24 protein-coding genes are annotated in these 22,395 nt (G+C 66.6%); 13 read left to right on the top strand and 11 right to left on the bottom strand.

The window, feature by feature from the left end; genetic code table 11:
- Together ACW17Y_RS10080 and ACW17Y_RS10075 are read right to left on the bottom strand one after the other, a co-directional pair.
- Positions 1-504 (bottom strand): SRPBCC family protein, encoded by a 504-nt coding sequence (locus tag ACW17Y_RS10080; RefSeq protein WP_492035582.1) that lies wholly within the window; start codon positions 502-504, stop codon positions 1-3.
- Complete coding sequence (locus ACW17Y_RS10075; protein ID WP_492035581.1) at positions 488-943, bottom strand: ArsR/SmtB family transcription factor; 456 nt, start codon at positions 941-943, stop codon at positions 488-490. Before ACW17Y_RS10075 ends, ACW17Y_RS10080 begins: the two co-directional genes overlap by 17 nt.
- Before the next feature lie 37 nt (positions 944-980).
- Here ACW17Y_RS10075 and ACW17Y_RS10070 point away from each other — a divergent pair, with 37 nt between their 5' ends.
- From ACW17Y_RS10070 to ACW17Y_RS10045, 6 genes are all read left to right on the top strand, one after another.
- Complete coding sequence (locus ACW17Y_RS10070; protein WP_492035580.1) at positions 981-1,592, top strand: flavodoxin family protein; 612 nt, start codon at positions 981-983, stop codon at positions 1,590-1,592.
- Between the two features lie 34 nt (positions 1,593-1,626).
- A complete protein-coding gene (locus ACW17Y_RS10065) occupies positions 1,627-2,103 on the top strand; it encodes a nuclear transport factor 2 family protein (RefSeq protein WP_492035579.1) in 477 nt (158 codons plus the stop codon).
- On the top strand, positions 2,103-2,834 hold the full coding sequence (recO, locus tag ACW17Y_RS10060) for a DNA repair protein RecO (RefSeq protein ID WP_492035578.1): 732 nt from the start codon (positions 2,103-2,105) through the stop codon (positions 2,832-2,834). Before ACW17Y_RS10065 ends, recO begins: the two co-directional genes overlap by 1 nt.
- Positions 2,835-2,883: 49 nt before the next feature.
- Positions 2,884-4,416: an acyl-CoA carboxylase subunit beta gene (locus ACW17Y_RS10055; RefSeq protein ID WP_492035577.1), complete on the top strand. Its 1,533-nt coding sequence runs from the start codon at positions 2,884-2,886 to the stop codon at positions 4,414-4,416.
- A 38-nt stretch (positions 4,417-4,454) separates the two neighbouring features.
- Positions 4,455-5,150 carry a hypothetical protein gene (locus tag ACW17Y_RS10050; RefSeq protein ID WP_492035576.1) on the top strand — a complete coding sequence of 232 codons (696 nt, stop codon included), beginning with the start codon at positions 4,455-4,457 and terminating at the stop codon, positions 5,148-5,150.
- Positions 5,151-5,438: 288 nt separating this feature from the next.
- Positions 5,439-5,819, top strand: a complete 381-nt coding sequence (locus ACW17Y_RS10045; RefSeq protein WP_492035575.1) for an endonuclease domain-containing protein — start codon at positions 5,439-5,441, stop codon at positions 5,817-5,819.
- 400 nt (positions 5,820-6,219) lie between these two features.
- On the opposite strand, the gene topA is transcribed toward ACW17Y_RS10045, so the two are convergent.
- The 3 genes from topA to plsY form a co-directional block, all read right to left on the bottom strand.
- Positions 6,220-8,880 carry a type I DNA topoisomerase gene (gene topA, locus ACW17Y_RS10040; protein ID WP_492035574.1) on the bottom strand — a complete coding sequence of 887 codons (2,661 nt, stop codon included), beginning with the start codon at positions 8,878-8,880 and terminating at the stop codon, positions 6,220-6,222.
- A gap of 102 nt (positions 8,881-8,982) precedes the next feature.
- Positions 8,983-10,065 (bottom strand): DNA-processing protein DprA, encoded by a 1,083-nt coding sequence (dprA, locus tag ACW17Y_RS10035; RefSeq protein WP_492035573.1) that lies wholly within the window; start codon positions 10,063-10,065, stop codon positions 8,983-8,985.
- Positions 10,062-10,700 carry a glycerol-3-phosphate 1-O-acyltransferase PlsY gene (gene plsY, locus ACW17Y_RS10030; protein ID WP_492035572.1) on the bottom strand — a complete coding sequence of 213 codons (639 nt, stop codon included), beginning with the start codon at positions 10,698-10,700 and terminating at the stop codon, positions 10,062-10,064. The genes dprA and plsY overlap by 4 nt, the downstream gene beginning before the upstream one ends.
- Positions 10,701-10,733: 33 nt before the next feature.
- Between plsY and ACW17Y_RS10025 the strand changes: the two genes are divergently transcribed.
- A complete protein-coding gene (locus tag ACW17Y_RS10025; RefSeq protein WP_492035571.1) occupies positions 10,734-11,777 on the top strand; it encodes a glycerophosphodiester phosphodiesterase family protein in 1,044 nt (347 codons plus the stop codon).
- On the opposite strand, the gene ACW17Y_RS10020 is transcribed toward ACW17Y_RS10025, so the two are convergent.
- Entirely contained in the window at positions 11,752-12,159 is a 408-nt protein-coding gene (locus tag ACW17Y_RS10020; protein ID WP_492035570.1) for a hypothetical protein, read from the bottom strand. The two genes, ACW17Y_RS10025 and ACW17Y_RS10020, sit on opposite strands and share 26 nt — an antisense overlap.
- A 170-nt stretch (positions 12,160-12,329) precedes the next feature.
- Between ACW17Y_RS10020 and ACW17Y_RS10015 the strand changes: the two genes are divergently transcribed.
- Positions 12,330-12,749: an RcnB family protein gene (locus ACW17Y_RS10015; protein WP_492035569.1), complete on the top strand. Its 420-nt coding sequence runs from the start codon at positions 12,330-12,332 to the stop codon at positions 12,747-12,749.
- Between the two features lie 60 nt (positions 12,750-12,809).
- Here ACW17Y_RS10015 and ACW17Y_RS10010 read toward each other — a convergent pair whose 3' ends face one another.
- From ACW17Y_RS10010 to gatB, 3 genes are read right to left on the bottom strand one after another with little or no spacing between them, the layout of a single operon-like run.
- Positions 12,810-13,097, bottom strand: coding sequence for a 2OG-Fe(II) oxygenase (locus ACW17Y_RS10010; RefSeq protein WP_492035568.1), 288 nt, complete (start codon positions 13,095-13,097; stop codon positions 12,810-12,812).
- A 32-nt stretch (positions 13,098-13,129) separates the two neighbouring features.
- Positions 13,130-13,543 (bottom strand): hypothetical protein, encoded by a 414-nt coding sequence (locus ACW17Y_RS10005; protein WP_492035567.1) that lies wholly within the window; start codon positions 13,541-13,543, stop codon positions 13,130-13,132.
- A 7-nt stretch (positions 13,544-13,550) separates the two neighbouring features.
- Positions 13,551-15,053, bottom strand: coding sequence for an Asp-tRNA(Asn)/Glu-tRNA(Gln) amidotransferase subunit GatB (gene gatB / locus ACW17Y_RS10000; protein ID WP_492035566.1), 1,503 nt, complete (start codon positions 15,051-15,053; stop codon positions 13,551-13,553).
- Between the two features lie 101 nt (positions 15,054-15,154).
- On the opposite strand from gatB, the gene ACW17Y_RS09995 reads away from it, so the two are divergent.
- A complete protein-coding gene (locus ACW17Y_RS09995) occupies positions 15,155-15,478 on the top strand; it encodes a hypothetical protein (RefSeq protein WP_492035565.1) in 324 nt (107 codons plus the stop codon).
- Between the two features lie 806 nt (positions 15,479-16,284).
- On the opposite strand, the gene ACW17Y_RS09990 is transcribed toward ACW17Y_RS09995, so the two are convergent.
- Positions 16,285-17,781 carry a serine hydrolase gene (locus tag ACW17Y_RS09990; protein ID WP_492035564.1) on the bottom strand — a complete coding sequence of 499 codons (1,497 nt, stop codon included), beginning with the start codon at positions 17,779-17,781 and terminating at the stop codon, positions 16,285-16,287.
- A 331-nt stretch (positions 17,782-18,112) separates the two neighbouring features.
- On the opposite strand from ACW17Y_RS09990, the gene ACW17Y_RS09985 reads away from it, so the two are divergent.
- The 3 genes from ACW17Y_RS09985 to clpA all read left to right on the top strand — a co-directional run bounded on the left by ACW17Y_RS09985 (position 18,113) and on the right by clpA (position 21,438).
- Complete coding sequence (locus ACW17Y_RS09985; protein WP_492035563.1) at positions 18,113-18,604, top strand: phasin family protein; 492 nt, start codon at positions 18,113-18,115, stop codon at positions 18,602-18,604.
- Between the two features lie 176 nt (positions 18,605-18,780).
- Positions 18,781-19,113 (top strand): ATP-dependent Clp protease adapter ClpS, encoded by a 333-nt coding sequence (clpS, locus tag ACW17Y_RS09980; RefSeq protein WP_303694323.1) that lies wholly within the window; start codon positions 18,781-18,783, stop codon positions 19,111-19,113.
- Positions 19,114-19,125: 12 nt separating this feature from the next.
- Positions 19,126-21,438, top strand: a complete 2,313-nt coding sequence (gene clpA / locus ACW17Y_RS09975; protein ID WP_492035562.1) for an ATP-dependent Clp protease ATP-binding subunit ClpA — start codon at positions 19,126-19,128, stop codon at positions 21,436-21,438.
- Between the two features lie 73 nt (positions 21,439-21,511).
- Here clpA and ACW17Y_RS09970 read toward each other — a convergent pair whose 3' ends face one another.
- Positions 21,512-21,820: a CsbD family protein gene (locus ACW17Y_RS09970; RefSeq protein WP_492035561.1), complete on the bottom strand. Its 309-nt coding sequence runs from the start codon at positions 21,818-21,820 to the stop codon at positions 21,512-21,514.
- Positions 21,821-21,969: 149 nt separating this feature from the next.
- Between ACW17Y_RS09970 and ACW17Y_RS09965 the strand changes: the two genes are divergently transcribed.
- Positions 21,970-22,335, top strand: a complete 366-nt coding sequence (locus tag ACW17Y_RS09965; RefSeq protein ID WP_492035560.1) for a phage holin family protein — start codon at positions 21,970-21,972, stop codon at positions 22,333-22,335.
- Positions 22,336-22,395: the final 60 nt, after the last annotated feature.

Raw genomic sequence — 22,395 nt, 5'->3', positions numbered from 1 at the left:
TCAGAACGTCTTCACGATTTCGGCCAGTTGGTCGGCGACCGTGCCCCAGCCCTCGTGGAAGCCCATCTGTTCGTGCTGCCTCATCGTGTCAGCGTTCCAGTGGCGGGCGACGGCCGTGTATTTCGTCTTGCCGTCGGCGGTCGGCTCCATGTCGACCTGGGCGACCATGAAGGGCTGGCCGGCCGGCTTCCACTCGGAGGTGAAGGCGTCGGTGGTGATGATGCGGCGGTTCGGAATCACCTCCAGGAAGACGCCGCTGTTCGGGAACACCTCGCCATCGGGGCCGTGCATGGTGAAGTTGAAGCGGCCGCCGACGCGGGGTTCGATGATCGGATCGACGACCTTCCAGGGCTTGGGCGCGAACCACTGGCTCAGGATCGCGGGGTCGGTATAGGCCTTGAAGACCTTCTCCGGCGACGCGTCGATGAGGCGTTCCAGCTTCAGTTCAAACGCGTGTGCGGCGCCGTCCGTATCGCAGGGATTGGTCTCAGTTTCGTTTGCCATCGTCGTTTCCTTTCTGAATCTTGCGCAGATAATCTTCCAGGCGGTCGAAGCTCTTGTCCCAGTAGCGGCGGTAGTGTTCCAGCCACTCGGCCACGCCCTTCAGGCCCATCGGTTCCAGTCGGGCAGGGCGCCATTGGGCCTCCTTGCCGCGAGAGATCAGTCCGGCCTTCTCCAGCACCTTCAGATGTTTGGAGACCGCCGGCAAACTCATGTCGAACGGTTCCGCCAGATCGCTGACCGAACACTCGCCCTCGGTCAGCCGCGCCAGGATGGCCCGACGGGTCGGGTCGGCCAGGGCGGCGAACTTGGCGGAGAGGGGGTCGGTCTGCATGGCGGGTTTCGTGTTGAACTGATCGGTTAAATGCTCTGATCGGACCGTGTTGTCAACCGTCCGGTTAAATGCGGTTCCTCTTCTTTCGTCATCCGGGAACAGGCTCAATCACCGTCCGTTCTCTCGACCCAGCCCGGAGAACCCCATGCGCGCCGTCGTCCTGAACTGCACCCTCAAGCCCTCGCCCGGCGTCTCGAACACCGAGGCCCTGGCGAAGGTCGTCATCGCCGAGCTGGAGAAGGGCGGGGCCGAGGTCGAGATGATCCGGCTGGTCGATCTCGACATCAAGCCCGGCGTCAGCGCCGACGAAGGCGACGGCGATCAGTGGCCCGACGTCGATGCGAAGCTGAAGGCCGCCGACATCGTCGTCTTCGCCACCCCGACCTGGCTGGGCCAGATGTCCAGCGTCGCCCTCCGCGCCCTCGAACGCATGGACGCCTGGTTCGGAGAGACCGACGACACCGGCCGCCCCGTCGCCTTCGGCAAGGTCGCCGGCATCGTCATCACCGGCAATGAGGACGGCGCCCACCATATCGTGGCGACGATCTCGCAAGGCTTGATCGACATGGGCTTCACCATCCCGGCGCAGAGCTGGACCTACTGGCACCTCGGCCCGGGACCGGGCCCCGACTATATCGAGACCGATCAGGGCCACGACTGGTCCGACCGCGTGGGCCGCAACGCGGCCCGCAACCTGATCGCCCTGTCGAAGGTACTGAAGCCTGACACCTATCCGGTTCCGGAAAGCGGCGAGTAGGGTTACGACTGGGGTTCACCCTTCGGAGGCCCTGATGTTCGCAGCCATCGCACTCGCCATCGCCGTCCAGGCCACGCCCGAGGCCGAGGTCGCCGCCGTCCTCGACCAGTTGAACGTCGCCTCGGCCGCCGCCGACGCCGACGCCTATTTCGCCCTCTATGCTCCCGAAGCCCGGTTCGTGGGCACGGACGCGGGCGAGCACTGGACGCTGGAAGAACTGCGCGGCTACGTCGGCCCCTATTTCGCGCGCGGTCAGGGCTGGTCCTATCCGGCGACGTCGCGGGTCATCACCCTCGCTCCGATCGAGTGCCGCTGCATCGCCTGGTTCGAGGAACAGCTGACCAACGACAGCTACGGCCGCACACGCGGTTCGGGCGTCATGCGGCTGACGGACGACGGCTGGAAGATCGAGCAGTACGTCCTCAGCCTCGCCGTCCCCAACGACCTGGCCAGCCCCATCGCCCGCATCATCAAGACCTACGAGGCGGCCAGGGAAGACCCGGCGCCCTGATGGAATTCCACGAAGAGGCCTTCGTCCTGTCGGCGCGGGCCCATGGCGACACCGGGGTGGTCGTCGACCTGCTGACCGAGACCCATGGCCGTCACGCCGCCTTCGTGGCCGGCGGTGCGTCGCGGCGCATGAAGCCCTTCCTGCAGCCCGGCGCGCGGGTCATCGCCGACTACCGCGCCCGGACCAGCGACCATCTCGGCTCGGCCCGTCTGGAGTCGGTCGGGGAGGGGCCCAGCGCCCTGTTCGACGATGGCCTGGCCCTGACCGGCCTCGCCGCCGCCGCCGCGGTGGCGCAGGGCGCCCTGCCGGAACGCGAGCCCCATCCCGGCGCCTTCCTGGCCTTCGAGGCCCTGATGGCGGCCTTCCAGATCCCGTCCGTCTGGCCCGCCATCTTCGTGCGCTTCGAGGCGGGCCTGCTGGAGGATCTCGGCTTCGGCCTGGACCTCAGCCGCTGCGCCGTCACCGGCACGATGGACGACCTGATCTGGGTCAGCCCCCGCACCGGCCGCGCCGTGTCGCGCGAGGCCGGCGCCCCCTATGCGGACAAGCTGCTGACCCTGCCGCCCTTCATGCTGGGCGCCCAGGCGGGCCTGTCCGAGGGCGACGTGCGCTCCGGCCTCGACCTGACCGGCCATTTCCTCGAGCAGTTCGTCTTCCACCCCCAGAACAAGCCGATCCCCTCGGCCCGCGCCTGGATGGTCGACAAGCTGGCGGAGCAGGGGCGGCTCTAGCGCGCCACGGCGGCTCCCGCTAATCCAGAGCGACACGGAGACCGCCCCCATGAAAGCCATCCTCGAACAGCTCGAAACCCGGCGCGAAGCCGCGCGTCAGGGGGGCGGCCCCGCCCGCATCGCGTCTCAGCACGCCAAGGGCAAGCTGACCGCCCGCGAGCGGATCGAGGTCCTGCTGGACGAGGGCTCGTTCGAAGAGACCGACATGTTCGTCGAGCACCGCTCGCACCAGTTCGGCATGGAGAACCAGCGCGTCCCCGGCGACGGCGTGGTCACCGGACGGGGCACGATCGGCGGCCGTCTGGTCTATGTCTTCTCCAAGGATTTCACCGTCTTCGGCGGCTCTCTTTCGGGCGCGCATGCGGCCAAGATCGTCAAGCTCCAGACCATGGCCCTGACCAACGGGGCCCCGATCATCGGCCTGTTCGACGCCGGCGGCGCCCGCATCCAGGAGGGGGTCGAGAGCCTCGCCGGCTATGCCGACATCTTCCTCCAGAACACCCTGGCCTCGGGTGTCATCCCCCAGATCAGCGTCATCATGGGCCCGTGCGCCGGCGGCGACGTCTATTCCCCGGCGATCACCGACTTCATCTTCATGGTGAAGGACACCTCCTACATGTATGTGACCGGCCCCGACGTGGTCCGCACCGTCACCAACGAGGTGGTCAGCCACGAGGACCTGGGCGGCGCCCGCGTCCATGCCGGCAAGTCGGGCGTCGCCGACGGCGCCTTCGAGAACGACCTCGAGGCCCTGTCGGAGGTCCGCCGTCTTATCGGCTTCCTGCCCCTGTCCAACCGCGAGAAGCCGCCGGTCCGCGACAGCTACGACGACCCCGACCGCGACGAGGCCTCGCTCGACACCCTGGTCCCGGCCAATCCGAACCAGCCCTATGACATCAAGGAGCTGATCCTGAAGACGGTCGACGAGGCCGACTTCTTCGAGATCGGCGCCGATTTCGCGAAGAACATCGTCTGCGGTTTCGGCCGTCTGGACGGCCAGCCGATCGGCATCGTCGCCAACCAGCCCCAGGTCCTGGCCGGCGTTCTCGACATCGACAGCAGCCGCAAGGCCGCCCGCTTCGTCCGCTTCTGCGACGCCTTCGACATCCCCCTGGTGACCTTCGTCGATGTCCCCGGCTTCATGCCCGGCACGCGCCAGGAGTACGGCGCCCTGATCAAGCACGGCGCCAAGCTGCTGTTCGCCTATGCCGAGGCCACGGTGCCCAAGCTGACCGTGATCACGCGCAAGGCCTATGGCGGCGCCTATGACGTGATGAGCTCCAAACACCTGCGCGGCGACGTCAACTACGCCTGGCCCTCGGCCGAGATCGCCGTCATGGGCGCCAAGGGCGCGGTCGAGATCATCTTCCGCAAGGAGGCTGGCGACCCCGAGGCGCTGGCGGCGCGCGAGGCCGAGTACAAGGAACGGTTCGCCAACCCCTTCGTCGCGGCGGGGCTCGGCTATATCGACGACGTGATCATGCCGCACGGCACGCGGCGGCGGCTGATCCGGGCGCTACGGACGCTGAAGAACAAACAGCAGTCGAACCCGTGGAAGAAGCACGATAATATTCCGCTGTGACAATCTCCCCTATCAATCATGTCCTAGAAATCGCCAGAATGGTGCGTGACGGCGCGAAAACCCGCGCGTCGCCCAGCGCTATAGCTACAATCGAGGCGATCAAGGGCATCACGCCGGAGAGTCCGGAGTTTTTTCCGTTCCTGAATGAGGTTCAGCGGCAACTGACTGCGGCAAAGTATGTCATCGAAAACGATGAGCGCATGGAAGCTGAGGGACGAGACGGCTTAATCCAGCAGATCAACCAACTGAGATCGGTGTTCGGCCCCGGCGGTCTGAATACCACGACGGCGTCCTACGTTGCGAACCCCGACATCCTTGTCTCTCAGTTTGCAATCATTGTCGGATTCTACGGTCCAACAACTGCTCCATATCTCGTCGCTAAGCCGGAACTCGCGGAGATTGCAGCGGAAATTGATGCTCTGGCCGGTCTAGTTGCTGCGTCAGATCAGGTTGGACAGGTAAAAAGTACCTTAGAAGATCAGCTCATGGCTCTGAAATTCTTTGTGCTAAACGTCGATATGTTGGGATTCGATGCTGCGTATTCAGCATACTTTGACTTAGTAATCAGATTGCGTCGGATAGAAAAGACGAGTCCGTCTGCGACCGAATTTGTAGGCCAAATCTGGCCATCCATCGAACGTTGGGCAGGTCGGATCGCGATAATCGAAGGCCTAGCTGCCAATTCTGAAAAGTTGATCGAGACGGCTGGTCAAATCCAAAAACTGATCACGTAAGCGCGCTGACCAACCTCTTCTTCCTCTGCTCCCGCAACCGCCTCCGCTCGCCGACGGCCGAGCCGGTGTTCGCCGCCTGGCCGGGGGTGGAGACGGCGTCGGCCGCACACTCCGGTCCTTCTCCCCTTGCGGGAGAAGGTGGCTGAGCGAAGCGAAGTCGGATGAGGGGTCGCGCTGACGTCGAAAGTCAGCATTGTCCCAGCCCACTCCAGCCGCCGGTGTGACCCCTCATCCGTCAGCCTTCGGCTGCCACCTTCTCCCGCAAGGGGAGAAGGGCTAGAACAGCCTATGGATGAATGGCTCCATGATCGCGCGAAGCTGATGCGGCGGGAGCCGGTGCTCTATGAGCGCCGTCTGTGGAAGCTGCTGCGGGATCGCCGGCTGGAAGGGTTGAAGTTCCGGCGACAGGTCGTGATCGGCCGCTACATCGCCGACTTCGTCTGCCTGCGTCACCGTCTGATCGTCGAAGCGGACGGCCCGACGCATGACGCCAGTCTTCATGACGTCGAACGCGACGCCTTCCTGCGCGAACGGAATTTCCGCGTGCTACGGTTCGCCAATGCCGACATCGAGAACCGGCGGCACGAGGTTGTCGCTGCAATTCTCGCTGCCGTGAGAGGCGATCCCTGCCGAAGCGGTCCTTCTCCCCTTGCGGGAGAAGGTGGCTGAGCGAAGCGAAGTCGGATGAGGGGTCGCGCTGACGTCGAAGGTCAGCGCTGGCTCAACTCACTTCAGCTGCCGGTACAACCGCTCATCCGTCAGCCTTCGGCTGCCACCTTCTCCCGCAAGGGGAGAAGGAAATCAGCCCCATACCCATCAACACATCGTCCGAATCCGCCTTTGAAATCAAAGTCCGGCTCTGACGATAGGCCTTTTATCCATCACCCCCTGAAACACCCCCATACTGATCCCTTTCGTGCGGAGGGGATCACCATGGGCGAACGCTTCGGACGCATCGGACGGTGTTTTCGCGTTCGGGCCGGCCGGACTCAGTGGACGATCTGTACTGAATTCTCCGGAGTCCCGAAGGCCCGGACCCCGCCAGCCGGAGCCGGCGGGAGCCCGACGACTACTCCGCCGCCGCCTTCTTCGCGGCGGGCTTCTTCGCAGGAGCCTTCTTCGCGGCCGGCTTCTTCGCGGCCGGCTTCTTCGCTGCGGGCTTCTTCGCCGCAGCAGCCTTGGGGGCCGCCTTCTTCGCCGGCGCCTTCTTGGGCTTGGGCGCGACCAGGGCGCGGGCGGCCAGCAGGGGCACAGCCACGTCCATGGTCATGTCCTCGGGCGCCGTGCCCTTGGGCAGGGTGGCGTTGATCTTGCCCGACTTCACATACGGCCCGAAGCGGCCGGCCATGACGTGGACCGGCTCGCCCGTCTCCGGGTGGGCGCCGAGGTCCTTCAGCGGCGCGGTGGCGGCGCCCCGGCCCTTGAAACCGCCGGCCCGCTTTTCGGCCAGCAGGACCACGGCGCGGTTCAGGCCGATCTCGAACACCTCGTCGATGTCGGCGACATTGGCATAGGTGCCGGCGTGCAGGATGAACGGCCCATAACGACCCAGGCCCGCCGTGATCGGCTTGCCGTCCTCGGGGTGGTCGCCCACGGGACGCGGCAGGCCCAGCAGCCTCACCGCCTGGTCCAGCGTCAGGGACGCCGGGCTCCAGCCCTTGGGCAGGGAGGAGCGTTTCGGCTTCTCCTCGTCGGGCACGGCGGTTTCGACATAGGGGCCGAAGCGTCCGATCTTCAGCTGCACCGGCAGGCCGGTCACCGGATCGACGCCCAGCTCCCGGTCGCCGCCATCGGCGCCGCCGTCGGCCGCATCGGGGGCCGCCACCGGCCGGGTGAACTTGCAGTCGGGATAGCGCGAACAGCCGACGAAGGCGCCGAACCGGCTGGTCTTCAGGCTGAGCTGGCCCTGTTTGCACAGGGGGCATTCCCGCGGGTCCGAGCCGTCTTCCTTCATCGGGAAGATGTGCGGGCCGAGGCTCTCGTTCAGGGCGTCGAGGATGGCCGTGGTGCGCAGCTCGCCCGCCGCCTGGGTGGCGACATGGAAGTCGGTCCAGAACTCGCGCAGCAGCACCTTCCAGTTCAGCTCGCCGGCCGAAACCTCGTCGAGGCGCGTCTCCAGCGCCGCAGTGAAATCGTATTCCACCCACTTGCGGAAGAACTGCTCCAGGAAGGCCGTGACCAGCCGTCCCTTGTCCTCGGGATAGAAGCGGTTCTTGTCCATGCGGACATATTCGCGGTCGCGCAGGGTCGTCAGGATCGAGGCGTAGGTCGAGGGACGGCCGATGCCGAGCTCTTCCAGCTTCTTGACCAGGGTGGCTTCCGAGAAGCGCGGGGGCGGCTCGGTGAAATGTTGTTCGGTGCGGATCGCCTCGACCTTCGCCCTGGCGCCTTCCTTGAGCGCCGGCAGGCGGGTCGAATCGTCGTCCTCCTCGGATTCGGCGCCCTTCTGCTTCTCGTCGCGGCCTTCCTCGTAGACGGCCAGGAAGCCGTCGAAGGTCACGACCTGTCCGGTGGCGCGCAGGCCGGTCTGTCCGTCCGGGGTCTCGACCTCGACCGTGGTCCGGTCCAGACGCGCGGCCTCCATCTGGGAGGCGACCATCCGCTTCCAGATCAGCTCGTACAGGCGCTGCAGGTCGCTCTCGAGCCGCAGGCTGTCGGGGCGGCGGGCGATGTTGGTCGGGCGGATCGCCTCGTGCGCCTCCTGGGCGTTCTTGGCCTTGGTCTTGTAGTAGCGGGCCTCGGCCGGGACGAAGGCCGGTCCGAAGGTCTCGCCGATGACCTCGCGGGCCTGGGCGATGCCCTCCGGCGTGGTCTGGACGCCGTCGGTCCGCATATAGGTGATCAGGCCGCCGGTCTCGTCGACGCCCTCGTACAGCTTCTGGGCCGCGCGCATGGTGCGCTGGGCGTCGAAGCCCAGCTTGCGCGACGCCTCCTGCTGCAGGGTCGAGGTGGTAAAGGGCGGGGAGGGGAAGCGGCGGACCGGCTTCTTCTCGATCGACCGGATGGTGAAGTCGCCGGCGTTGATGGCGTCACGCGCCGCGAAGGCCACGGCCTCCGACGGGATATCCAGACGCTGGATCCGCTTGCCTTCGTGCTTGACCAGACGGGTCGTGAAGGGCGGGCTGTCGGCGGCCAGATCGGCCTCGATCGACCAGTATTCCTGGGCCTTGAACCGCTCGATCTCCATCTCGCGGTCGACGACGATACGCAGGGCGACCGACTGCACCCGTCCGGCCGAACGGGCGCCCGGAAGCTTGCGCCACAGCACCGGCGACAGGGTGAAGCCTACCAGATAGTCCAGCGCGCGGCGGGCCAGGTAGGCCTCGACCAATTCCATGTCGAGCTGGCGCGGATTGGCCATGGCTTCGAGCACGGCCGCCTTTGTGATGGCGTTGAAGGTGACGCGCTCGACGTGAGTGTCCTTCAGCGCCTTCTTCTTGGTCAGTACATCGAGCACATGCCAGCTGATCGCCTCTCCCTCGCGGTCGGGGTCGGTCGCCAGGATGACGCGGTCCGCGCGCTTGGCGGCCTCGGCGATTTCGGACAGGCGCTTCGACGCCCTGGCGTCGACCTCCCATTCCATGGCGAAGTCCTCGTCGGGCTTCACCGACCCGTCCTTGGACGGCAGGTCGCGGACGTGCCCGTAGGACGCCAGAACCTCGAAGTCCGGGCCGAGGTATTTATTGATGGTCTTGGCCTTTGCGGGGCTCTCGACGATGACGAGATTCATTACGGCTCAGTCTGGGAGGAGGGGGGTGGAACGTGGTCAGGGATGCGAACCCTGTCAACCGACCAATCTGCACAGGCCATCGGCGGGGTAGTCCATGTCGGTCTAGATCGACGCCGATCCGCCGGGCAGCAATGTCGCCCGCCCGACCAGACTGAGTTCCAGAAGGGCGGCGGCCACCTCTCCGATCGGCGCGTTCAGGGCGCGGGCGATCTCGTCGCGCGGCGTCGGCGTCGGCGACAGCAGATCGGCGACCCGGTCCAGGAATGCGGCGTCGATCTCGTCCGGAGCCCCATCGAAGGGCGTGCCGGCTGGCGGCTCGCTCAGGGTCCTTAGCGTCTCGAAGGCGCGGCGGACGTCGTCGATGCCCTCGCACAGGATGGCCCCCTGACGCAGCAGTTCGTTCGGCCCCTTCGACCGGGGATCCAGCGGCGAGCCGGGCACGGCGAAGACATCGCGTCCCTGTTCATTGGCCAGACGGGCGGTGATCAGGGAGCCCGACCGCAGTTCGGCCTCGACCACGATGATGCCGCGCGACAGGCCGGAGATGATTCGGTTCCGCCTCGGGAAATCCCGCGCCTGGGCCCGCACGCCCATCGGGCTTTCGGAGACGACACAGCCCTGCTCGACGATCTGCTTGTAGAGGCCCGCGTTCTCGGACGGATAGACGTCGTCCACCCCGCCGCCCAGCACCGCCACCGTGCCCGTCTCCAGAGATCCGGCGTGGGCTGCGGCATCGATGCCTCGTGCCAGACCGGAGACGACGACGAACCCGGCCTGTCCCATTTGCTGGGCGAGGCCGCGCGCAATCCGCTGGCCGCCCGCCGAGGCGATCCGGGCGCCGACGACGCCGACGGCCTCTCGCGAGAGCAGGGCCGCATCGCCCCGGGTCCACAGAAGGGGCGGCGGCGGATCGACGGCGGCGAGCATCGGCGGATAGGCGGCGTCGCCCAGCACCAGAAGCGCCGCTCCGGCGCGGTCGCCGGCGGCCAGTTCCTGTTCGATCTGCTCGACGGGCGGCAGGCTGTAGCCGTGGCCGCCGCCTTTTCGGATCAGGTCGGGCAGGGCCTCCAGCGCCCGCTCCGCGCTGCCGAACCGGTCCAGAAGCTGGCGGAAGGAAACCGGGCCGACCCGCTCGGCGCGCGCGAGGCGCAGGCGGGCGAAGCGCTCGGCTTCCGGAAGGCTCACGTCTTCGCGGCGCCGATGCGAGGTTCGGCCCCTTTCAGCAGACGGCCGATATTCTCGTGATGGCGGATGTAGATCAGCACGGCCGTGACGATCGCCAGCACGAAGATCGGCTGCGGCGCGGGCAGGCCGAGGGCGGTGATCGGCAGCAGGGCATAGACCGGCGCCGCGGCGGCGGCCACGAGCGCGGCCAGCGACGAGTAGCGCAGCACGAAGGCGACGATCAGCCAGGTCGCCCCGGCCATGAGGCCCAGCGGCCAGCACGCGGCGATCAACAGGCCGAAGAAGGTCGCCACCCCCTTGCCGCCCTTGAAGCCCAGCCAGACCGGGAACAGGTGGCCCAGGAAGGCCGCGCCGCCCGCGATGGCGCCCGCGGCTTCCGATCCGAACAGATGACGGGCGATCAGCAGGGCGGCGGCGCCCTTGCCGGCGTCGAGCAGCAGGGTGGCCAGCGCCAGGTCCTTGCGGCCTGTACGCAGGACATTGGTCGCGCCGATATTGCCGGAGCCGATGTTGCGCACGTCGCCCGCGCCGGCCGCGCGGGTGATCAGCACGCCGAACGGGATGGACCCCAGCAGATAGCCGCCGACGGCGACGGCCGCGAGCGTGCCCAGGGCTGGAGCCACAAGATCCTGCAACCGATTCTCTCCCGATATCCGTTGGCCGCGAACATGCGTCGGCCCGCAGGCTCGGGCAAGGGATGTGGCTGTCTTACGCCCGTCGATCCGGAGGGCTATGAGGACGATCCCGATCGTACAGGCTGCCTCATGACACGCTTCCTCGCTCCTGCGCTGATGACCGCCCTTCTGGCTTCCGGATGCGCGGCCACGCCGATGCGGAGCGCATCCGGCGATCCGGCCCTTGCAGCCTATTTCGACTGTGTGAGACAGGGCGGCGGCGTTGCCGTGTCCGCCCACCGTGCCCAGTCGGCAGACGACCAGCCAGAGAACTCCATCGCCGCCATCGAGGCGACGGGGCGGGCGATCCCGGGCGCGATCCTGGAGATCGATGCGGCCCTGACCCGTGACGGCAAGCTGGTGCTGATGCACGACGAGACCATGGAGCGGACCTCGACGGGGACTGGCCGGGTCGCGGACCTGACATTTGCCGAGGTGCGCGCGGCGCGACTGGAGGCGACCAACGGCGAGGTGACCGACGCGGCGCCGCCGACGCTGGGCGAGGCGCTGGATGCCGCCGGTCGGGTCGGAGCGATCGCGAGCATAGACCTGAAGCCCGCCGACGAAGCGGCGACGATCACCCTGGCGCGGGCCGTGATCGCCGAGGTGCGGGCTGCCGATGCGCAGGACCGGGTCATCCTGATCACCTATTCGCCGGAAACGGCGCGCGCCGTGGCGACCCTGGCGCCCGAGATGATGATGTCCGCCGGGCTCAACGATCTGGCGGGGCTGGAGGGACTGAACCCGCCGCAGATCCTCGCCTGGACCGGGACGCGCGAAGTCCGGCCGGCGCTGTGGCGGTCGCTGGCCGAGGCAGGCGTCGAGGCCCAGTTCGGCACGCTCGGCGCACCGGGGCGGCGGCTTGACGACCAGTATGCGGCGGATGGCGATCCGTCGGAGTATCGCGCCCTGTTCGACCAGGGTGCTGTGGTCATCGCAACGGATACGCCCCTGGTCGTGAAGTCGGTGCTGGCGGCCGAGGTCGCCGCTGCCGCCCGTTGCCCGCGACAGATCATTCGGCAACCGGCGCCAGGCTGATCTGAACGCCTTCCTGAAGCCCGTTCGAGTTGGCGTTTGAAGATCCGATCTGCATGAGGGCCCGACCGCCGCGCTCGACCAGCAGACGGGGCTGTGCAAGGTCCTCGCCGTCACGGTTGACGTAGGCCTCGAGCATCAGGCGATCTTCGCCGCCGTCGCCCTGCTCAGGCTGGAGATCGGCCGTGAAGGTGTAGGCACCGTCGGCCGCGACCAGATTGATCTCAGCCTGTCCGCCTTCCGCGATCAGGGCGCGGGCCGAAGCGACCGGGGCACCGTCCTTCATTACCGAGAAATCGATCGTGTACCTTCGCGCCGTCTCCTGAGCGGTGGCCGGTGCTGTGATGGCAATGGCGGCGAGGGCGAGAAGGACGACAGTGCGCATGAGGTGGTCTCTGGGGTTCCGACAACCAAAGGTATCTGATTCCCGGGCCCGTACGTGACCGCCTTCCTTAACGTCCCGTTCAGTTTGAGTTCATGCCGGGACGACGAAACTTCGTCTCAAGGTCGGGCATCTCGCGCTTCACCTCGCGCACCCGTCCAAGGAGGAGTGCTATGAAGAAGACCAATCTTTTCGTCATCGGCGCTGTGGCCCTGGCCACGCTCGCCGCGCCCGTCGCTGCTTCCGCCCAACAGTGGCGTGGCGGAGACCGTGACCGCGACGGCCGCTACGAGCGCTGGGAGCGGCGCGAGGATCGCCGGGACGATCGACGCGACTATCGCCGCGATCGCCGCTACGACGACCGTCGCTATCATGCCCCGCCGTATGGCAACGCCTATGGGTATCGTCAGCAGCGCTACTATCGCGGCGGAACCCTGCCCTACGAGTACCGCAGTCGCTGGTACGTGCGGGACTACAACCGCTACGGCTGGCGCCAGCCCCCGCGCGGCTATGGCTATTACCGCACGGACACCGGCGACGTCGTTATCGCGGCCCTGGCCACCGGCGTCATCCTGTCACTGCTCGCCAACTAGATGCCGTTGGACTGAAGAAAAGGCCCGTCCGGAGCGATCCGGGCGGGCTTTTCTTCGTCTTCAAATGGCGTGGATCCAGCCTGTCACGGAGTGTCGGGGCGCTTTCGCGAGCCGGGAAACGACCGAGACGGCATGCGTCTGCGGTACGGCGAAGACGTTCAGCGCGTTGAATCGCGGCACATAGCCCTCCGCGACATGGCCGTCCTGGTCGAGGAACACCAGCACTCCGCCCTGGTCGGCATGCCAGCCCGGCGTCAGGTTCAGGACGTAGGCATAGAGCCGTTTCGCGTTCGGCAGTTCGTCCGCGTGGGCGCTGGCGAAATGACCAGTCAGATAGCGCGTCGCCATCACGTCGGCCCTGGCGATACGCGTGTCGCCGGTCAGCCGACGAAAGAAGTCCAGAAAGGCGGGGCCGTTGACGAAATCGTGGATCGCACGCATCGGCGATGCGACGCCGCCCCCGCTTCCAGCTGCGAGCTTATGCGGATCTTGTCGAAGACGTATTTGATGTGGTCGGTCGAGGAATCGACCAGCGAATGCTCCAGCGCGACCCGGTCCGACTCGGTCATGGCGTCCAGTTCCGCCATGGTGATGTCGACATCCTGATCCGCCGCCAGGTGGATGCACCGCACCCAGTCTTTGGCGTCCACCAGGGTCTGGTGCAGCTCCCGCGCCGAGCGGGGCGTGAGAATCTCGGGCACATGCAGCCGCCGGTGCGCCGCAAAGGCAGCACGCCAGGCGTCGGGGCGCAGCGTGCCGTTCAGACGCAGGGTCGGCGGCTGATCAGCACGCATCGCGATCTCAGAGCCCCAGCTTCGCCTTCAGGATCTCGTTCACCGAGGCCGGGTTGGCCTTGCCTCCGGTAGCCTTCATGACCTGGCCGACGAACCAGCCGAGGGCCTGGGGCTTCTCGGCGACGGCGGCGGCCTTGTCAGGGTTGGCGGCAATCAGTTCGTCGACGGCCTTCTCGATGGCGCCGGTGTCGTTGACCTGGACCAGGCCGCGCGCCTCGACGACGGCGCGGGGCGAACCCTCGCCGTTCCAGACGTGGTCGAAGACCTCCTTGGCGATTTTGGAGGAGATGACACCCTCCTCGATCAGGGCGACCAGTTCCGCGACCTGAGAGGCGGGCAGGGGGCTCTCCGAGAAGTCCTTGCCGGCGGCGGCGAGGCGCGCCGACAGCTCGTTGGTGACCCAGTTCGCGACCAGCTTGGCGTCACGGCCTTTGGCGGCCTCCTCGAAATAGTCGGCCTTGGCCTGTTCCGAGATCAGGACGACGGCGTCGTATTGCGACAGGCCGTAGTCGGCCATCAGGCGCCGGCGCTTGGCGTCCGGCAGTTCGGGCAGGTCGGCCTTGATGGCGTCGATCCAGGCCTGTTCCAGCTCCAGCGGCAGCAGGTCGGGATCGGGGAAGTAGCGGTAGTCGTTCGCCTCTTCCTTGGACCGCATCGAGCGGGTTTCGCCGGCCGTCGGGTCGTAGAGACGGGTCTCCTGAACGATCTTGCCGCCATCCTCGAGAATCTCGATCTGGCGACGGGCCTCGTAGTTGATGGCCTGGGAGATGAAGCGGAACGAGTTGACGTTCTTGATCTCACAGCGGGTGCCGAGGAACTTGAAGTCCCCGGTTTCCTTGAACTTCGCGTAGTTCCCCGCACGGCAGACCGAGACGTTCACGTCGGCGCGCAGATTGCCCTTCTCCATGTCGCCGTCGCAGGTGCCGAGGTAGATCAGGATGGTGCGGATCTTCTTGACGTAGGCGACGGCCTCTTCGGGCGAACGGATGTCGGGACGCGAGACGATCTCCATCAGGGCCGTGCCGGCGCGGTTCAGGTCGACATAGGAGGCGACCGGCGAGAGGTCGTGGATCAGCTTGCCCGCATCCTGTTCCAGATGCAGGCGCTCGATGCCGACGTTGAAGAAGGAGCCGTCCTCGGCCTCGACCTCGACGACGCCCTCGCCGACGATCGGGAAGTAGAGCTGCGAGATCTGATAGCCCTGCGGCAGGTCGGGGTAGAAATAGTTCTTCCGGTCGAACTGGCTCTTCCGATTGATCGCGGCGTTGAGGCCCAGGCCCGTCTTCACGGCCTGTTCGACGCAATGCTTGTTCAGGGTCGGCAGCATTCCGGGGAAGCCCGCGTCGATCAGCGACACCTGCTCGTTGGGGCCCGCGCCGAAGCCGACGGCGGCGCCGGAGAACAGCTTGGCCTTCGAGGCGACCTGGGCGTGGATTTCCAGGCCCATGACGATTTCCCAGTCGCCGGTGCGGCCCTGGATCAGTTTCGAGGAGGAGAGGGTGTCGGTCATCCGGCTTTCCTAGCGCCGCGTGCGTCGCAGCGAAAGTTCCTGTCTTGAGCCCGTCGCGATTTGCGGGTCATCTGACTGCCTTTCCCTGCCGGAGTGTTTCCATGATCAAAACCGTTCTCGCCGCCGCCGCCCTCGCGGCCCTTTCCACCACCGCCTTCGCCCAGACTGCGCCGACCCCGGCCCCGCCCGCTCCCGCGACGGCGGCCGCCCTGCCGACCATCAACAGCACCATCAAGGACCTGCTGGCCAATCCGGCCACCGCCGCCGTGGTCGAGAAACACCTGCCGGGAGTCTCGCAGCATCCGGCCCTGCCGCAGTTCCAGGACATGACCCTGCCCCAGGTCGCCCCGATGTCGGGCGGCGCTGTCACGCCGGCGATAATCGCTGCCATCGACACCGATCTGAAGGCGTTGCCGGCGACTTGATCCGATCGCGGTATTTTCCCTCCCCCGCGGGGGAGGGAAAATGCTGGACGCGATTCATCGCTCTTCCGCTGTGAACGGGTCGGGGAAGTGGACGGAGCCAGGGCGGTCGCCCGGAACCGATGTGGCCCCCTGCTTTCGCGTTACGGGGACCGGATGAGAATTTTCGGCTCGCGCCGGGGCTCCGTCGCGACCGGTTCACGCGAGCGGCCGGTGACGGGCTTCGTGCAGCCTGTGAGGTTTTCGTCGTTTTCGACCCCCACGCTTTGCGCCGCTTAAACCCTGTCCGACCTCGGCCCGCGACGGGCGGAGGATGTCAGGCCCCTCCGGGCTCCACGGTTTGTCACCCCATGGACAGTCCTGCATCAGCGCCGGTTCGTGCCTCCGCAGATCCAGGTTCAACGCCAGATCAGGGTCCTCGGCCGCGCGCAGCGATACAGTTTCCCGCTCGATCGCGCCCCGCCGCACGTCCGGGTCCTGGGCCCAGGACGCCTTCCCCATGCGACGGGACGGACACAGTGTAAGCCCGGCCCGGGAGGGGGCGCACATAAAGGCTCTAAATAGACCCGGGCGTTGAAATCGTTGAGATCCTGGGGGGATGTGTTGATGGGTATGGGACGATTTCCTCCTCCTGCGGGAGAAGGCGGCAGCCGAAGGCTGACGGATGAGGGGTCGCGCGGGCGCCTGAGTTGGGATTGGACCGTGCTCACCGGCGAGGGACGGAATCACCCCTCACCCGCCGGCGCAAGAACGATCACTACGCTCTCGTGCGCCGCCTCCCTCTCCCGCAAGGGGAGAGGGGCGGGGAATCATCCCCCCGGGCGGACCACCATGCAGGTGACGCGGCGGGCGTCGAGGGCTTCGCAGGCGCTGCGGGCGGCCGCTTCGGTCATGCCGGTGAAGCGCGAGCGATGCCAGCCGGCGACGGTCACGACATCACGTCCGGCGCTGGTGAACTGGGCGCGGAACCGGCGATTGACCTCGGTCAGCCAGCTGCCGGCCACGGTCTCATCACGGAAGGCTCCGACCTGGACCGACCAGCGGCCGGCGGGCGGCGTCGCTGCGCGCGCCGGGGGCGTTGCCGCCGGACGCGGCGGATTGGCGACGGCGCCGCGGTTCATTGTTGAGGCCGAGCCGGCGGGCGGGGCGACGCCTCCGTTGAGGCTGGCAGTCAGGTTCCCGTTGCGCGGTGGCGTTGCGACCTCGGCCCGGCGAACGGGCGGCGCGGCAGGCGCGGCTGCGGGCGGGACCGGCGTGGCGCGGGTGTAGCCCGGCGGCGAGGTGGGCTGCGTCGGCTGGGACGCCGGGGTCGGCAGAGCGGTCCATGCGACGCTGCCGGACCCCTGGCCTTCCTCGACCTCGGCCGGCGCGCCGTTGAGGGCGGCGTAGGCGACCGCACCGCCGGTGTCTGGACCGCCAATGCCGAAGCCGCGCGCCTCGAAGAAGGTCTGGGCCGTCTGGATACGCTCGCCGGCGGCGCGCCGGTTCTCGACCTCGAACCCTGTGTCCATCAGGGCGGCGACATGGGCGTTGCGGGTCGGGCTGGACCGGCCGCCGAGCACGATGGTGATCACGCGCTTGCCGTTGCGCACGGCCGAGGCGGCGAGATTGTAGCCCGAGGCGTTGGTGAAGCCGGTCTTGATGCCGTCGTAGCCCTGGCCGCTCAGAAGCAGGCCGTTGGTGTTGCGGTACTCACGACCCTGATAGTTCCAGTCGTGCAGGCCGAAGTAGCTGTAATACTGGGGGTAATCGCGCATGATGGCGCGGGCCAGGATGGCCAGGTCACGAGCCGATGTCAGCTGGCGGCTGTCGGGCAGGCCATTCGGATTGACGTAGCGGGTCTGGGTCATGCCCAGCTCTTCGGCCTTCAGTGTGGACATGGAGGCGAAGCGGGCCTGGGAGCCGCCGATGTGTTCGGCGATGGCCATGGCCATGTCGTTGGCGGACCGGACCGTGGTGGCGCGCATGGCGTCGTCGAGGCGAATCGTCTGGCCGGCGGCGAGGCCCAGCTTCGAAGGCGGCTGGGAGGCGGCCAGCGGCGACACGGTCAGGACGTCGTCGAGGGTCGCCGAACCCTTCTCCAGCGCTTCGAACGTCAGGTAGAGGGTCATCATCTTGGTGACCGAGGCCGGATAGCGGCGGCTGTCCGCGTGGCGAGCGAACAGGACCTCTCCTGTCCCGGCGTCGACGACGATGGCGGCGTAGCGGCTGTTTTCGCCCGACTGGGCCTGAACCCGGCTGAGGCCGAGGCCGGCGAGGCCGACCAGCATGGTCAGGGCGCAGAGCCCTGCAATCACGCGGCGCATGGGGGTCGATCCGTTACGCATCATCGCCAAGCGAAGCCTCTCAATCCCGTGACGCGACGACGGCCCCCCGGCGCGACGCAAGTGATGAGCCTAGCATGGGGCCGTCAGGTTTCACGGTGGTTAAGCAGGTATCAACGCGGATTTGAACGAACCAATCCTGACGCGCGAACCGGGCCGGACAGGGTTATCGCTGATAACATGTTGCAGTGCACAAAAGTCCTTGACGCGTGTTCGCACTTGCACCATATGAGCGTCATCGAACCGGGACTCGCCCGGGGAGAGACACATTCAGCGGGGCCAACCCGCGATCCATCTGGTTCAGGAGACTACCATGACTGACACCGCCGCCACCGTGAAGAAGACCATCGAGCAGGCCACCACGACCGCCAAGGTCCAGGGCGAGCAGTTCAAGGCGCAGGCCGAGCAGTTCCAGGTCAAGGGCACGCAAGCCCTGCGCGAAGGCGTCGAGAAGACCTCGGCCACGATCGCCGAGCTGTCGGCCCAGTCGAAGCAGAACCTCGAAGCCCTGACCGCTTCGGCCGCCGCCGCCCAGAAGGGCGCCGAGGCCCTGTCGGCCCAGGTCGTTTCGTACTCGAAGTCGAGCTGGGAGAACGGCGTCGCCGCCGCCCAGACGATCTCGCAGGCCCGTTCGATCCAGGAGCTGATCGAGCTGCAGACCAACTTCGCCAAGTCGGCGATGGAAACCTACCTCTCGGAAGTCACCAAGATGACCGAGACCGTGACCGGTTCGGTCAAGGACAGCTTCAAGCCCATCAACGAGCGCGTCACCGCCTCGGTCGAAAAGTTCCAGGCCGCCCGCTAAGGCGACCACAGTAGCGTAGACTGCCGAAGGCCCCCCGGAGCGATCCGGGGGGTCTTTTTGCTTGTCCGGCGATCAAGAGCCGCAGCCTGTTCACGACAGCCGTGACTGGACGCGACTCCAAAACCGGCTGACACTTCCTACATAGCGTTTCGACTCCCCCGAAATGACGGACGACGATGCCAACCAAAAGGCCAGGTGAAGGACAGGATCAGGGCTTCGGCGCTGGCACGATCACCGAGACGAAACCCAAGCTTCAGAAGCCCTCGCTCTATCGGGTGCTGATCCTGAACGACGACTACACGCCGATGGAATTCGTCGTCTATGTGCTGGAGCGGTTCTTCCAGAAGAGCCGCGAGGACGCGACCCGCATCATGCTGCATGTGCACCAGCATGGCGTCGGGGTGTGCGGCGTCTTCACCTACGAAGTGGCCGAAACCAAGGTCGCCCAGGTGGTCGAGACGGCGCGCCGTCACCAGCACCCGCTGCAATGCACTATGGAAAAAGACTGAGAGGATCCTCCCATGCCCTCGTTTTCACGTCCTCTCGAAGAGACCCTGCACCGCGCGGTCTCCTACGCCAACGAACGCCGCCACGAGTATGCGACGCTCGAACATCTGCTGCTGGCCCTGGTCGATGACGCCGATGCCTCGGCGGTGATGAAGGCCTGCAATGTCGACCTGACTGCGCTGAAGACGGCGCTGACGCTCTATGTCGACACCGACCTGGCCGCGCTCGCGACCTCGGACGGCGAGGACGCCAAGCCGACCGCCGGCTTCCAGCGCGTGATCCAGCGCGCGGTGATCCACGTCCAGTCCTCGGGCCGCGAGGAGGTGTCCGGCGCAAACGTGCTGGTCGCGATCTTCTCGGAGCGCGAGAGCCATGCCGCCTATTTCCTGCAGGAGCAGGACATGACGCGGTACGACGCGGTCAACTACATCGCCCACGGCATCGCCAAGAAGGCGGGCATGAGCGAACAACGCCCGGCCAAGACCGGCGGCCAGTCGCCGGAAGAGGCGGAGGACGCCGCCGCCGTGAAGTCGGGCGGAGAGGCTCTGGAAGCCTACTGCGTCGACCTCAACGAGAAGTCCAAGAACGGCAAGATCGACCCGCTGATCGGCCGTCACGCCGAGGTGGACCGGGCGATCCAGATCCTGTGCCGCCGGACCAAGAACAACCCGCTGCTGGTCGGCGAACCGGGCGTCGGCAAGACGGCCATCGCCGAGGGCCTGGCCCTGAAGATCGTCAAGGGCGAGGTGCCGGACGTGCTGAAGGGCGCGACCATCTACTCGCTCGACATGGGCGCCCTGCTGGCCGGGACGCGCTATCGCGGCGACTTCGAGGAGCGGCTGAAGCAGGTCGTGAAGGAGCTGGAGAGCCACGAGGACGCGATCCTGTTCATCGACGAGATCCACACGGTGATCGGCGCTGGCGCGACCTCGGGCGGGGCGATGGATGCGTCCAACCTGCTGAAGCCGGCTCTGGCCTCGGGGACCCTGCGCTGCATGGGGTCGACGACCTACAAGGAGTACCGCCAGCATTTCGAGAAGGACCGCGCCCTGGTGCGGCGCTTCCAGAAGATCGACGTCAATGAGCCGACGGTCGAGGACACGGTCAAGATCCTGAAGGGGCTGAAGACCGCCTACGAGGGGCATCACAAGCTGCGCTACACCGACGCGGCGATCCGCTCGGCGGTCGAGTTGTCGGCCCGCTACATGACCGACCGCAAGCTGCCCGATAAGGCGATCGACGTGATCGACGAGGCGGGGGCGTCGCAGATGCTGCTACCCGAGAACAAGCGGAAGAAGGTCATCGGTCAGAAGGAGGTCGAGGCCGTCGTCGCCAAGATGGCCCGCATCCCGCCGAAGTCGGTCTCCAAGTCCGACACCGAAGGCCTGCGCGAGCTGGAGAAGGACCTGAACCGGGCCGTCTTCGGTCAGGACGCGGCGATCGAACAGGTGGCCTCGGCCATGAAGCTGGCCCGCGCCGGTCTGCGCGATCCGCAAAAGCCGATCGGGTCGTTCCTGTTCGCCGGCCCCACCGGCGTCGGCAAGACCGAGGTGGCCAAGCAACTGGCGTCGACCCTGGGCATCGAGATGCTGCGCTTCGACATGTCGGAATATATGGAGCGGCACACGGTCAGCCGCCTGATCGGCGCCCCTCCGGGCTATGTCGGGCATGACCAGGGCGGGCTTCTGACCGACGCGGTCGACCAGCATCCGCACGCCGTGGTTCTGCTGGACGAGATCGAGAAGGCCCACCCCGACGTCTACAACATCCTGCTCCAGGTCATGGACAACGGGATGCTGACGGACGCGGTCGGCAAGAAGGTCGACTTCCGCAACGTGGTCCTGATTATGACCACCAATGCGGGCGCCGCCGACAACGCCCGGGCCTCCATCGGCTTCGGTCGCGGCAAGGTCGAGGGCGAGGACGAAAAGGCCATCCAGCGCCTGTTCGCGCCGGAGTTCCGCAACCGTCTGGATGCGGTGGTCTCGTTCAAGGCCTTGCAGCCGGACGTGATCCGTCAGGTGGTGACCAAGTTCGTCCTGCAGCTGGAAGCCCAGCTGGCGGATCGCAACATCACCATCGAGCTGACCGACGATGCGGCCGACTGGCTGGCCAAGAACGGCTTCGACGAACTGTATGGCGCGCGCCCCCTGGGCCGGGTCATCCAGGAAAACATCAAGAAGCCGCTGGCCGACGACATCCTGTTCGGACGTCTGACGCGCGGCGGCCATGTCAAGGTCGAGCTGAAGGACGGCAAGATCGTCTTCGACGTCAAGGCCGCCAGTGGCGGTCCGGTGAAGGAGACGGTCGACGGGGTGGCGGTCTAGCGACCGCCGCCTCCGCCCAAAGCAAAAGGCCCGGGAGCGATCCCGGGCCTTTCGTTTGTCCGGGCGAATGCGCCTAGTAGCGGCGGCGCCCCGAGCCGGCCATCAGGAAGGCGATGCCGGCGAGGATGCCGGTGGTCAGGAGCGGCTTGCGACGGGCGAAGTCGAGGCCGGTCTTGACCGGGCCGCGCAGGTCTTCGGGGGCGCGGTCGGAGAGGGTTTCCAGCTGGTCGATGGCGCGGCCGTAGTAGTCCAGGGCCTTGCCCTTCACCTCGTCGAACTTGCCTTCAAGCTGGAGCTTCGTATCGCCCGTGAGATTGCCGAGGCCGCTTTTCAGCTTGCCGTTCACGCCGGTCACGGCGCCTTCGATGCGTTCGTCGGTCATGGTTGAAATCCTTGCTGAGAGTGTGCCGGGGAGGCGTGTCGGGATAGCGCGCGCGAACCGCTCAGGTTCCTTGAACATTGGTCCTTGCGAGCCTGTTAAGGCATGGCGATATCAAGCGTGACGATAATGGCGAAACCGGGAACGACGAGATGCTGAGATTCATCCTTCAGGCGGTGGTGACGGCCCTGGGACTGTGGCTGGCGGCGTATCTGGTGCCGGGGGTGGAGTTCCTGTCGACCGGGTCGCTGATCGCGGCGGCGGTGCTGCTGGGGCTGGTCAACGCCATCGTGCGGCCGGTGCTGGTGTTCGTGACCTTCCCGCTGACGGTGATCACCTTCGGGCTGTTCCTGCTGGTCGTGAACGCAGCGACCATCGGGATTGTGGCGAGCTTCCTCGGCGGGTTCGTGGTCGACGGGCTGTGGGCGGGCGTGGGCGCAGCGATCGTGACGGGCGTGGTCAGCTGGATCGCAGGCTCGATCATCCCGGATGACCGGCGGCCTGTCGCGCGGGATTAACCCGGGCGATATTGACGGCAAGGTTTCGTCCGGGTAAATTCAGCCTCGATTTCGAGGAAA

The organism is Brevundimonas sp. AVps7, assembly GCF_058681545.1.
This window is presented reverse-complemented; position numbering and strand designations above follow the sequence as displayed.